We start from the raw sequence: 13,149 nt of genomic DNA, 5'->3' as shown, positions 1-13,149 counted from the left end.
TTTCATCTTGGCAAAAACAAAATCTTTTTTATCAGGCTTTTTGACAGGTGGAATCATTGCAGGTATTGCGGTGTTAAGTACAACAAAATATTCTGGTAAAGAACTACGCGAGAAAATTGCTAGCTCTATCGATACGTGTAAAACGAACCAAGAGTGTTTTAAATCAACTTTTTTAAATGTGAAAGATCAGCTATTAGAAACAACTCAAATCTGTTCGAATAGCATCAAAGACTTTACAACAGATATGAAAGATTCTATTACACAGTGGAAAAACTCAACAGGTGACAACTTAGATACCATTAATGAAGAAATAAATTCTATTAAAGAAGAAATGGACGAATTAGAAGAAAAATTAAGAAACCAAGAAAAATAAAGCTGCTTTTTTATTTTTATAGAAAAGAAAAAAAGAAGAAAAACAGGATTTTCTCCATTATTTTATGCATTTTTTATAACAACGATGTATTTTTATACTTTCCGAAATATTTACTAGAAGGTGAAGTGGATGACAAACGAAGAGTTTATATCAAAAAAAGACGCGATGTTATTTTGCCATCAAGTCGCTCAACTAAGCAAAGCTTTATGGAAATCAGTCGAAAAAGATTGGCAAACATGGATTAAACCATACGATTTAAATATTAACGAACATCATATTTTATGGATTGCCTATCAACTCCAAGGAACGTCTATTTCTGAAATTGCCAAATTTGGTGTCATGCACGTATCAACGGCATTTAATTTCTCTAAAAATTTAGAACGTAGAGGGTATCTAACCTTTTCTAAAAAAGAAGCAGATAAACGGAACACATATGTGGAATTGACAATGCAAGGAGAAGCATTACTTTTACAAACATTAAAAGATTTTAATCCGACTAGCTACGCTGTGTATAATAGCGTACAACCATTTCAAGAACTTTTTCATAAGTTTCCAGACTTTGACCAAGTGATGGTAATGCTTCGTAACATTTATGGTAATGATTTCATGGAGATTTTTGATACTTCTTTTCTTACAGAAGATAATAAATATAATCAAGAAAAAGTGGTAACAAAAAGCTAGGAAACTGTGGCCATCACGGTCACAGTTTCCTAGCTTTTTCTTCCTTGTGTATTAATTCAATGTTGCGCATTAATTGTGTCATAAGCGGTACGTAAAAACCTTGTTGTAAGAGACTTTCAATCGTTTCTTTTGGCGTTAAACGAGGATGTAGCATGCCGACAAACTGGACGAGAAGCGATCTAAATTCTACAAATCCCATTTGTTTTTGAATTTCAAATTCCTTCGTTAGTTCCTCACAACATGTAAATAATGTACGTACTTCGTGTTCTGTTAACCCCTTTTCAATAACCATTTTATAAAATGGATATTTATTCGGGTTCATCATTTGTAGTAATAATTTTTGATAATATTCTAAACGTTCGATCCGTTTTTCGAATGTTTCCATCATCTATCCCCGCCATTTTTCTAATCCTTCTTCTCATATTATAGCGGAAAATCCATATTATTTCTTATCTTTTTTCTATTCATAAATGTTAATTAATACTTTATCTTTTTTTAAGTCCATTTCTTTCACTTCTAATTTAAATTGTTCTTCAATTGTTAGATTCGTCACTAGAATGGTTACCCGTTCTTTTTTCGAGTCAATGTCAATCCATTTTGGCAAATTCCCTTCATTCACAACTGCTTGTAATACTCGGTCTTGTGGCAAGTTTAATAATCCTAATTGCATATGTTCTATATCTACTTGTAAATTCCCTTCTTTTGTAACCTTTGGCATACCAGTTAATTTCATATCTACTTTTCGTCCTAAAATTTTCACTTTTCCATCAATAACTAATTCTTCCCCTTTTAAATAAGGCATATATTCAATGGATTTCGTTTTACTTTTGGAAACAGCATACTCAAAAAGGTTATTCAATTCTTCTTTCGATAATTGAAAAGTTAATACTGGTTCTCCTTTGATTTCTTTTACATTAGTTGTTGGTGTTTCTTTTGCGGTTGGCAAATAAATTTGATAAAGAACGAATAAACTTCCCCACGAAAGAAGCAATAAAACGAAAAAAGTAAGGGCAAAAAATTTCCATACATGAAATATCTGTTTTTTAACACGCTGTCTTTGTTGCATTTTTTTCTCTCCTTGTGCGACATACGAAAGAAAATGTAGACTTCTTCCATTTTTCTTTTTTCTTTCATTATAAACTATGTTATAGTTAAAATGTTATTGAAATTTACGGCTATAGGAGTGTTATATCTAATGAAAAAAACAATTTTAACTATTGCTGCAGTTGGTGTCATTGCCCTTGCAGGTTGTAGTGGAAGCAATGGAACCCTTGTAAAATCAAATGCAGGATCGGTTACGACAGAAGATGTATATGAACAAATCAAACAAACCGATCAAGGAAAACAAATCGTAAAAGATTTAGTAGAGAAACAAATTTTAGGAAAAAAATATAAAGTAACGGACAAAGAAATCGATAAAGAAATAAAAGATATTCGCGACGAATTAGGATACTCGGAAGCACAATTCAAAGAAGCAATCCCTCAATTCGGGTATGGAAGTGAAAAAGAATTACGCGAAGATATGAAAAGTCGTATTTTAATGATAAAAGTAATCCGTGACGGAAAAGCATTTACAGAAGATGAACTCAAAAAAGAATACGACAACATGAAAAAGAACAATTTTAACTATAAAATTACTGCTAGCCATATTTTAGTGGAAGATGAGCAAAAAGCAAATGAATTAAAAGCCCAATTAGATGGCGGTGCTGACTTTGCTACACTTGCAACAGAAAATTCTATTGACCCTGGTTCTGCTGAAAAAGGCGGTAGTCTTGATTCTTTTACAAAAGGAACCTTAGTGAAGGAATTTGAAGATGTAGCATTTGGAATGAAAGAAGGAGAAATTTCGGCTCCAGTAAAAAGTCAATTTGGTTACCACATTATTAAATTAGAGAAGAAAGAAGAGTTATCGTACGATAAAATGAAAAACAATTTAAAAAATGAACTTCTTCTTAAAAGTGCAAAACCATATGATGACCCAATGGAAAAATACAAAAAAGAAGTAGAGAAATTAGAAAAAGAAGCGAACATTAAAGTAAAAGATGAAGATTTAAAAGAACTTTTTGAAACAAAAGAAACAAAAGAAACAAAGAAATAAAAAATAGGTCCTGAGCGATATGCTTAGGACCTTTCTTGTTCTGTCCACTCGTGTATTTTTTGTTGGTGTTCTTTTCGAACCCGATTTAAAAAAGCCTCTCCCTCTTTTTCAATAAACTTCTCTTCTATTTCTTGTTCATCTTTTGCCGTTTTAATCACCATAAATCCACTAAAAATAATGCCAAACATCACGACATAAATCCAAAGTGGCAAGTCCATATTTTCCACCTTCCTTCTATGCTTTACTATATGACTGCTTTGTTCAAAATATGAAGGTAAAAAAAGAAGGTTTCGAATTCGAAACCCTCTTTTAAACCGCTTGTTTTTTCATCCAAATCATCGTTGCAATTAAGGCAAGCATAGAAATAATCGCTCCTGTGAAATAAGGGGCATTCGCTTGAATCTCAAATAAATAACCGGCACATAACGGACCAACTACGTTACCTAAACTCATAAAAGAGTTGTTTAATCCCATAATCATTCCTTGTTTTGGTCCTGCTAATTTAGAAATTAACGTATTAACTGCAGGACGTAATAAGGAGTTGGCAATAAAGAAAATATTGACGGTTAATAATATTCCCCAATATTGTGTTGGCAATGTCATTAGGTAAAAACCGATTGCGCTAACGAGTAAAGAACCAACAATTACTTTCTTTTCCCCAAATTTTTTCGTCATTTTTCCTACAAGTGCCCCTTGTACAATAGTACCGACAATTCCAACAATCACTAAAATATTACTTACGGTGACGACATTATATCCGTATTGCTTTAACGCATAAAAACCAAAAATCGATTGAAAGTTTGCAAGTGCAAAACTTAAAACGAACACTAACATTAATAAAAATCCAACAGGTCCTTTTAATGCTCGAAACATTAAGACGAACTGATTTTGTTTTGTTTCCTTTTTATTTTCATCTCTTTGTTCTTTCGTTAACGATTCCGGAAGCTTGATAAACGTAAAAATGAAAGCTGCTGTAGACGCAATTCCTGCTACTAAAAATGGGGTAGATAAACTATTGATGGATAACCATCCACCAATTCCAGGACCAAATACCATTCCCAGTCCCATTGCAGCACCCATCATGCCCATTCCTTGCGCACGTTTTTCTTCTGTCGTTACATCACTCACATACGCCATCGCAGTAGCAATTAACGCAGATCCTAAAGCCCCTCCGATGGTACGTGCTGCGAATAATACCCATAATTCATTTGCAGAAGCAAAAAGAAACTGAGAAATAGCGAATCCTAACAATCCAATCATGATGACTGGTTTTCGCCCAATTTTATCCGATAAGTTCCCCCAAAACGGTGCAAATAAAAATTGCATAAACGCATAAACAGCCATTAACATCCCTAGTACATTGGCTGATGCACCAAAATGGTCAACGTAATACGGCAAAACTGGTATGACGATTCCAATTCCAACCATGATAATAAAAAGGTTGATCATGATTAAAACGAGTGAGCCTATCGGTTTATTTGCATGTTCCTTCTCCATGTGTATCCAACCTTTCAATCTTTTTTTTAAATTTATCTTTTAACTCAATTAATCGTTCCTTTGTATTTCGTAACACCTTCTCTTTTTTTTCAATTTCTTCAATATGCTCTTCGATGATGTTTTTAAAATGGATGAGGTGGTCAATTTTTTTACTGTCCGAACGACGATATGCTTTTGCTAAATCTGAAATATCATCTAATGATATTCCTAACATTTGGCACCGTTTTGTAAACTCGGCAATGTGTACATCCACTTCGGTAAAATAACGATAATTATTCTCTCCAGTGATTGGATCAAAAATGCCTTTTTCTTGATAATAGCGAATAGTTCGGGGGGTTAACTCCACCAATTTTGCGAATTCGCCTATTTTGTAATTTTCCATTTCCTTACTCCTCTCATCGATTGCAGAAAAATTATACTAAACATTAACATTAACGTCAACGTTAATGTTTAGGCACGCTTTTCTTTAAGATTTCTTTGTATAAAATATAAATATAGTTTACAATGTTCTTACAAAGTTGAAACTTTATTTACATTTCCTTCGTATTTATTATAATGAAAGATGTAAATCTAAAAGTAATAAGGAGGCTATCGTCTATATATGAAGAAATGGCTTATATCACTAAAAAACGAAGCTCCATTTTTTAGTTTAATTGTTTTATTATTGTGGATAAAAACATACATCACATACAAAACTAGTTTTAATATTCCAATGGACAATTTGATGCAAGAATTTATTTTATTTATAAATCCACTTAGTTTTTTGTTATTTGTATTTGGGATTAGTTTATTATTCAAAGAAACCGTTCGAAAAAAAGTTATGGTTACGATTGCCGTAACCATTAGCATCTTACTCTATGCCAACGTTGTGTATTATCGTTTTTTTAATGACTTCATTACGCTCCCTGTCTTATTCCAAACAAGTAATATGGGAGACTTAGGTAGCAGTATTCATAGTTTAATTAAACCTATTGATCTTTTTTATTTTGCTGACCTGTTTATTTTATATTTTGTTTTAAAGAAAAAGAAATTAGACGTCAAGCCATTACCAAAAAAATTACCACGGCAAATTATTATCGCTTCTATTGTTGTATTTGTCATTAATCTTGGATTGGCAGAAATTCAACGACCGCAACTATTAACACGTTCTTTTGACAGACAAATGCTCGTAAAAAATTTAGGGACATTTAATTACCATATTTATGATATCGTTATTCAAACACAGGTGAAATCAAAAAAAGTTTTCGCAGATGGTAGTGAATTAACGGACGTTGAAAACTATGTAAAAGCAAATTATACTGAACCTGACAAAGAGTTATTTGGAATTGCAAAAGGAAAAAATGTGATTTTAATTTCTTTAGAATCAACACAAAACTTTTTAATTAATTACAAATTAAATGGCGAAGAAGTAACACCATTTTTAAATGACTTAGTAAAAGACAGTTATTATTTTGATCATTTTTATCATCAAACTGGACAAGGAAAAACAAGCGATGCTGAATTTTTAATTGATAATTCGTTATATCCGTTAGCACGCGGTGCTGTTTTCTTCACGCATTCGCAAAACCAATACGAAGCGATGCCAAAAATTTTAAAAGAAAATGGATATGAAACAGCTGTATTCCATGCGAATAATAAAAGTTTCTGGAATCGTGACTTAATGTACCAAGCATTCGGATATGATCGATTTTTTGGAATGGAAGATTATTCATTAACAGAAGAGAATCAAGTTGGTTGGGGATTAAAAGATAAAGAATTTTTCGAGCAATCACTTCCATTAATGAATCAAGTACAACAACCTTTTTACGGGAAATTTTTAATGCTAACGAACCATTTCCCATTCACATTAAACCAGGAAGATCAATTGCTTTCACCAACTGATGCGTTAACAAATGATAAAATCGTCAATCAATATTTTCAAACGGTAAGATATGAAGATGAAGCAGTAAAAGAATTTTTTACGATGTTAAAAGAAAAAGGATACTATAATAATTCTATTATCGTGTTATACGGGGATCATTACGGTATTTCACAAAACCATAATGAAGCAATGGGACAATTATTAGGTAAAGAAATTACACCATTTGAAGCTGCAGAATTACAAAAAGTACCGTTCATCATTCATATCCCTGGTGAAGAAGGAAAAACAATTCATACTGTTGGTGGTCAAGTAGACATTCGTCCGACGATTCTTCATTTACTAGGCATTCAAACGAAAAATCAAATACAATTTGGACATGATTTATTATCACCTGAACGAAAAGGATTTGCTGCTTTTCGTGACGGAAGTTTTGTTACCGATGAATTCATTTATACAGAAGAAACATGCTACAACAAAGCCGACGGAACACCAGTAGAAAAAGAAAAATGCGAACCATATTTTGAGAAAATCAATACAGAATTAGATTTTTCAGACTCTATCATTTATGGCGACTTATTCCGATTTACAAATGCGAAGTAAGGAAGTATACAGGTACGAACACGAAAAGGTTCGTACCTTTTTTTTATTTTTGATATAATGGTAATATACACAAAAAAAGGATAGAGAGAAGGAGGACGCTTGCTATGCCACAATTTTATGTCACTGCTTATAGTAAAAAAGGGGAAGTACTAATCAACGAAATGTTTGAAGCAGAAAACGAAAAAGCTGCAACAGAAATTGGTCAACAAAAATTAGTTTCCCAAAATTTATCGGAAGGAACAAGTAGAATCGTTACTTCTTACGGTCGATTAATCGGTTTTCATCGTTAAAAAAGAGCTATCCTTGTTTTTAAACTGCACCCCAATCGTTAGACACACTCTAACCATTAGAGGTGCAGTTTTCTTATGATCAAATTTACAAGTAATCATAATAAGCGTCAAATAGTGTAACCGTCAAGTAGTTTTGAACACTTTCTGCTCATTAATTTTGAACACTTTTCGCTTAAAATAATGTCTGTCGATGTTTGATTCTATGACTTTCTCCATCCAAATGGAGAACTTCTGAGCGATGGAGAATGCAATCTAAGGTCACCATGGTGATACCCTGGTCTCCCAGTAACTCTCCCCATTCCTCAGGCCCTTTGTTGGATGTAAGTATAATCGAGCTTCGTTCATATAGATGATTGACAAGATGAAAAAACAGGTTGGCCTCGTTCTGATCCATCGCCATATACATCAGGTCATCAATGATAATCAGGTCGGCATCTCTGACCTTTTTCATCTGTAGCTGCGATTTACGAAGATATTCCTCCGTTTTTAGTAGAGGGATCAATTCTTCCATTGAAATGAATAAGACGCGATAACTTTTTTGTATCTTGGAGTTGAACGTATTTTGTCCAATCTACGTCAAATGGATGACATACTGGTTCTACCTAACTATTGGACTGTTTCTTTATCAATTCATAAAAACAGGCATTCATTTCTTCCATTTGATAACGGGTTAATAATGAAATAATCCACTTAATCCGTTCTTTTCGAATCTCGAGATCTAGAATTTGAAAATATTCAGAAATTCAACCTAGTAGATAAGTAGAAAAGCGAGAATAAGGAATGGCATGTGGTTTTTTTATCCATACTTTTAAAATGGATGTCCAAGGAATCTCACGATTCTTTTCCATATAAAGACGATAACCCTCACACAAAATTTCTCCGTAAGGAGAAAGTACTTTAAATCGATTCCAATACTTAATAACTTGTAATTGTGTAAAGTTAAAGCCTTTTGGTACGTATCCTTTTGCTTGATTAAGAGTGATTTCCCATATTTATTGCTTTTTTCCACTTCTTCTTTAAAAGCAGGGTATTCTTTTTCGGGCAAATCCAAAAGATACTGATATTCTTCTTCTAGAAAATCTTTAATTAGTACTTGTTTTTTTATAATGGATTCGCTCACGGTCTTTTATTCATTGTTCTTGTAGTAATTGCGATAAATGTTCGAAGTCCTTGATTACAGGAGCTGGTGTAATAAAGTTATAGCGAACATAACCCACTTTATTTTCTACATTTCCCTTTTCATAACCTGCAGCTGGATTACATGCTTGTGGTTCAAATCCATAATAATTGGCGAATCGAAAAAATTCATCACTAAATACAGCCTTTTCATTGCAATTTCTATGTTTATATATAGCCGCTTTAAATTATCAATACAAATTTTTTTAGTCGCTCCGCCTAACTGTTTAAATATTTCTTTCCATCCATGTAAAACACATTTTGATTTTCGCTTAGCAAATCCATTACATAAACTGTATTACGAAAGGGTAGTGTCATAACTAAACAATGAACGTCCACATATTTCCTTTATTTCACAGCCTCCATTATTCCAAAATCAAATTGAGCTTCAGCTAGCGGATGAATATAGTTTTCAGAATTTTTATATCATAACTACCTTCACGCCATTCTTTCACAAAGTAACATAAGGTCTGATAGACCCCCTTAAAGCCCATATCCTAATGTTCTTTTTAAAAATTTTTATTGGTTCTCCGCTGTTTTTCTTTAATTTCTGATCTCCCCACAACCAATCTGTTATAATTTCTCCCTATTTTTCTTTATATATCATCTTCTAACAAGAATGCTCCTTTGTTTATTTTCCTTTCAACTGGTAATTGATCCTCATCAGCATATTTCTTGGCGGTACGCCAATTAATACCTAATGTTTTAAGATTTTATTAATAGATAAAGATTTCTCATTTCTCATTAATTTGATACAATTAATCTCAGACTTACTAGCATTCTTTTCTACCCCTACTAATTTGATTAGTCACCAATACAGTAGAAAAAATTTAGGGGGCTGGCAAGTCTTTTTTTTTCGAAATTCTTAGTGCATTGTTATGTACCTTTTCATGTCATAACTCTGTACTTTTATTTTGCACTATACAATAGGGCAATTGACAGAATCTTCCTTACTGTAAATACAGCTTGTTATGTTATCCAAATCATCTTCTAAATAATTTGATTTATACATACTAATTTCTTCATATATTATTTCCTTCTCAGATTTAATTAAATCATTAGTAAACTTAAGATAGAACAAATCATTAGACATCCTAGTAAAAGATTCAACAAAATCACCTGAACTTATAGTAACATTAAAACTGACGTACTCTTTATTTGTTGAACAATCTACAATACCACCATTATCTTCTATATATTGAACAAATTTTTGATTATTTACAATGTGTTCAAGAAAATGTGTAATCCCATTTTCACCATAAGATTCATACATAGAACCAAAATTAAACCAAAATCCAAAAGATACTATGTTTCTTTCTTTTTGATTTTTGGTTACCACTTCAATTCCATTATTTAAGCAATATTCCCCCATCATAATCCCTCCAGTTATTACAGTTTTATATTCATATTTTTTACATAAATTTTAGTACTTATAAGATAAAGTAGCATAGAGATAGTTATAGCTACAGTTATAGTTGTAATGCCTAGCATATGATTTGTAAGTTGACGATTTATACCTACATAAAATAGAAATAAAAAAATAAAACCAACAAATAAGGAAATAAATGTTACTTTAGATTGTGGTATTTGTTCAGATACAATTGAATCGCTTATTACTTCAGTTTTAGAACTTAAATTCACTTTTACTTCTAAAGAAGAAATACTTAAAGTAGCCACACTTATAACTACTAAACAAAACGTAGCTTCCAATAAAATAAAGAATGTGCTACTTAAATTAATAGCTAAAATTAACGAGTAGATTATAATCCCTATTGCAGTGGGAATTATAAGTATAATAAATCCTAAAATAATTTTTGAACGTATGATTTTCGAGCTGTTATATGCAGTAAAAGAAAACCACGCTAAAATACCACGATCCATTTGAAAAAAGGTCAAGATTACCTCACCAAAAATTACAAAAGTTAGTATCAAATTAATATGCAATATAAACCACTCAGGTTGTTCTGACGAAAAAGGTAAAATACTAAAGAAAAAATCCAATCCTTTTTGCAAAAGAATATAAGCTAAAATCATTTGAATAGCACCCCATATGTATAACCTTAATTTTGTAATAGGGTTAGTGAGTGTTAAAATTAAATCTTTATAAAAAATAGGGTTCATAATAGAGTCAATGAAAGTTATTCTGCCCTTAGTAGTGTTATCTATTTCTACAGAATTATTATAATTATCAATACTCTGTACATATAAATAATTGAATTTTTGTTTTTTAATAATACTTAATAATAAAATACACACTGACACTAATATGTATAAAGCAATAAACAAACTAATCCAATTTAGTACCTTCCTAATATCTCCAATTTGATAATCACTATACAATAAAAGCATAATCCCTGCTAATAAAATAAACTGACTTAAAAAGGTAGTTATTATGAGCAAGTTGAACGACTTTATAAAACGTACCCATACTACAAGAAAAATCATAGCAAGTTGGAAAGAAAGTATAGATGATAGTATATAAATAATAAAATACACCGCTAGTAGATAATAGGACTCCGAAAATATAATTGATATTCCTAAGCCAATTAAGCTATTTTTATAAGTATAAACCATTGCTAATGCTAAAGTATTTGTATGTTTATCTACACCTAAAAAAGCAGGGTAAGTTAGTGTATTTAATGAAAATAAATTAGAACCAATACTTAGTAAAGTTTGAAGCCAAGTTAAAATAATCGTTTGTAATATTATTATACTTATTACTCCTCCATTGGAAATGTTATCTCCTGGTGAAACATAAGAAGATATCAATAATGTACTCAGAATTATAATTATGACCTTTAAAAAAAACACTGCTTTATTTGACTTATACCAGTCATTAAATAATTCCTTTGTATAATAATAGAAAATTGTTTGAATATGCTTCATTTACCTAATTCCCCCTATCTTTTGTATTTTAATCAGTTGCTATGATGAAAATATCTTCCAAATTCCCATCACTTTTGATTCCATATTGTAGTTTTAATTCATTAATAGTACCTGAAGCAACAAGTTCTCCTTTATTTATAATAATTATATAATCAGATAATTCCTCTATAACATCCAAAATATGACTTGTAATCAAGCATGTCACATTTTTTTCTACATTTAGCTGATGAATTAAATTCTTAACTTCTCTAGCCACTCTAGGATCTAATCCGTTAGTTAATTCATCTAAAATAAGTAAACGTGGAGAATGAATAAGAGCACAAGCAATGGATACCTTTTTTTTCATTCCGAGGGATAGATTTCTAATCAGCTTATGTTGAAATTCTTCCATTTTCAATAAAGTAATTAGCTCATTAGTACTCTCATGAATAGTACGAGCATCCATTTTGTATAACCTTCCAACAAAACTAAGCATCTCTCTTGATGTAAGCCCTTCATACAATATTGGTGTGTCTGGAACATAACCGATTTGATTCATAATAGCAGGATAGTCAGCATTATCATTTAATATTTTTTTACCAAAAATTTCAATCACACCTTTGGTTGGCAACAATTGATTCATTAACATTTTAATTATAGTAGTTTTTCCAGCACCATTTGGTCCTAAAAAGCCAACAACTTCACCTTTTTTCACAGAAAAACTAACATTCTTAATTATTAAATTCCCCCCGAAATTTTTAGAAATATTCTTCATATTTATTTCTAACAAACAAACCACTCCTTATGTATTTTCAAAATTAAAATGAAATGACAGGAAGCAACTTGCATCATCAGCTTCCTGTCACTAACTAAGTATTTAATAATTATTCAAACTAGCAAACAACTTTAAGTAAACGTGTTCCTAAACAAATAAGTCCACCTTTTTTTTCTTGCTTTAATACCTTTAGTTCACTAAGAATTAACTACCGTTTTTAAAATTACAAACTGTACAACTATGATTCACATAGCCGGTAAGATTGACTTTATAAAAATCCATTTTTATAAAATCAAATTCTACATGAGTGTTCATAATTTGAGGTTCTGAAAATACTGTCAAAAATTTCAAAGCTTCTATTACTTGTAGGTTTGCAGTTATAGTCGCAATACTTGTAATAGATCCATAGTTTATTTTTTCATCAGTTGTTATCAATGGTTTTATTCCGCTATCATTCCTGTGCTTTTTCAGCTGATCCGTACATCCTACCGTCTACGCCTATGGCTCCCTTATTTCTGACAACTTGTAGGTACGTTTTAATTGAAATTATTCCTTGAAAAAATTTTTTCCAACAAATTTACATCATTTTGATTATTCCGTTCACCGTGGAATTTACTATGCTATGCACTCCGTTATAACCTTCATATTCCACACTATCTCTCTGACGGTAGTCATGTTTTCCTATTTTCTGCGGTTGTTGCAATTTCCACACCTCGCAGTTTCCTCAAAATTTTATTGTTCAGCCCTGCACACCTGTCAGTGAACACTACTATATCCGAAAAATTGCACTGGTTCATTATCCTTTAACTTTCACTGTGTCCTCACAAGACCTCCCCTGGTAAGGGACGATACTTTCAACTACTAGATTTACTGTATAAGTTTCGGGTAATATGATACTTCATCATCCAACCTAATTCAGCCTTCTATCTAGTT

13 protein-coding genes and 1 pseudogene are annotated in these 13,149 nt (G+C 31.6%); 5 read left to right on the top strand and 9 right to left on the bottom strand.

All coding sequences use genetic code 11. The annotated features are described in order from the left end of the window. The first annotated feature begins 7 nt into the window (after positions 1-7). Both BN1372_RS03685 and BN1372_RS03680 read left to right on the top strand, forming a co-directional pair. Entirely contained in the window at positions 8-373 is a 366-nt protein-coding gene (locus tag BN1372_RS03685) for a YtxH domain-containing protein (protein ID WP_062197508.1), read from the top strand. Between the two features lie 129 nt (positions 374-502). After that, positions 503-1,054 (top strand): HTH-type transcriptional regulator Hpr, encoded by a 552-nt coding sequence (locus tag BN1372_RS03680; protein ID WP_062197507.1) that lies wholly within the window; start codon positions 503-505, stop codon positions 1,052-1,054. A gap of 19 nt (positions 1,055-1,073) precedes the next feature. Here BN1372_RS03680 and BN1372_RS03675 read toward each other — a convergent pair whose 3' ends face one another. Further along, positions 1,074-1,439, bottom strand: coding sequence for a DUF1878 family protein (locus BN1372_RS03675; protein WP_062197506.1), 366 nt, complete (start codon positions 1,437-1,439; stop codon positions 1,074-1,076). 75 nt (positions 1,440-1,514) lie between these two features. After that, positions 1,515-2,120: a YpmS family protein gene (locus BN1372_RS03670; RefSeq protein WP_062197505.1), complete on the bottom strand. Its 606-nt coding sequence runs from the start codon at positions 2,118-2,120 to the stop codon at positions 1,515-1,517. Positions 2,121-2,249: 129 nt separating this feature from the next. Here BN1372_RS03670 and BN1372_RS03665 point away from each other — a divergent pair, with 129 nt between their 5' ends. Continuing rightward, positions 2,250-3,152, top strand: a complete 903-nt coding sequence (locus tag BN1372_RS03665; RefSeq protein WP_062197504.1) for a peptidylprolyl isomerase — start codon at positions 2,250-2,252, stop codon at positions 3,150-3,152. A 23-nt stretch (positions 3,153-3,175) separates the two neighbouring features. Here BN1372_RS03665 and BN1372_RS03660 read toward each other — a convergent pair whose 3' ends face one another. From BN1372_RS03660 to BN1372_RS03650, 3 genes are all read right to left on the bottom strand, one after another. Next, positions 3,176-3,370: a sporulation YhaL family protein gene (locus BN1372_RS03660; RefSeq protein WP_062197503.1), complete on the bottom strand. Its 195-nt coding sequence runs from the start codon at positions 3,368-3,370 to the stop codon at positions 3,176-3,178. 91 nt (positions 3,371-3,461) lie between these two features. Further along, entirely contained in the window at positions 3,462-4,649 is a 1,188-nt protein-coding gene (locus tag BN1372_RS03655) for an MFS transporter (RefSeq protein WP_074018128.1), read from the bottom strand. Then, positions 4,627-5,031, bottom strand: coding sequence for a MerR family transcriptional regulator (locus BN1372_RS03650; protein ID WP_062197502.1), 405 nt, complete (start codon positions 5,029-5,031; stop codon positions 4,627-4,629). The genes BN1372_RS03655 and BN1372_RS03650 overlap by 23 nt, the downstream gene beginning before the upstream one ends. A gap of 219 nt (positions 5,032-5,250) precedes the next feature. Here BN1372_RS03650 and BN1372_RS03645 point away from each other — a divergent pair, with 219 nt between their 5' ends. Both BN1372_RS03645 and BN1372_RS03640 read left to right on the top strand, forming a co-directional pair. Then, entirely contained in the window at positions 5,251-7,110 is a 1,860-nt protein-coding gene (locus BN1372_RS03645) for an LTA synthase family protein (RefSeq protein ID WP_062197501.1), read from the top strand. A 104-nt stretch (positions 7,111-7,214) separates the two neighbouring features. Continuing rightward, complete coding sequence (locus BN1372_RS03640; protein ID WP_062197500.1) at positions 7,215-7,400, top strand: YhzD family protein; 186 nt, start codon at positions 7,215-7,217, stop codon at positions 7,398-7,400. A 172-nt stretch (positions 7,401-7,572) separates the two neighbouring features. Here the strand turns inward: BN1372_RS03640 and BN1372_RS03635 are convergent. From BN1372_RS03635 to BN1372_RS03615, 4 genes and pseudogenes are all read right to left on the bottom strand, one after another. Continuing rightward, positions 7,573-7,944: pseudogene (locus BN1372_RS03635) on the bottom strand (ATP-binding protein); the annotation flags it as partial. 1,551 nt (positions 7,945-9,495) lie between these two features. After that, a complete protein-coding gene (locus tag BN1372_RS03625) occupies positions 9,496-9,951 on the bottom strand; it encodes a M16 family metallopeptidase (protein ID WP_082418936.1) in 456 nt (151 codons plus the stop codon). A 14-nt stretch (positions 9,952-9,965) separates the two neighbouring features. Continuing rightward, positions 9,966-11,462, bottom strand: a complete 1,497-nt coding sequence (locus BN1372_RS03620; RefSeq protein ID WP_062197497.1) for a hypothetical protein — start codon at positions 11,460-11,462, stop codon at positions 9,966-9,968. 28 nt (positions 11,463-11,490) lie between these two features. Next, on the bottom strand, positions 11,491-12,231 hold the full coding sequence (locus tag BN1372_RS03615; protein ID WP_082418935.1) for an ABC transporter ATP-binding protein: 741 nt from the start codon (positions 12,229-12,231) through the stop codon (positions 11,491-11,493). Positions 12,232-13,149 lie beyond the last annotated feature (918 nt).

It is taken from the genome of Massilibacterium senegalense (assembly GCF_001375675.1).
Taxonomy (GTDB): Bacteria; Bacillota; Bacilli; order Bacillales; family Massilibacteriaceae; genus Massilibacterium; species Massilibacterium senegalense.
Note: the sequence above shows the minus strand (reverse complement) of the source record. Positions and strands in the feature narration are given on the sequence as shown.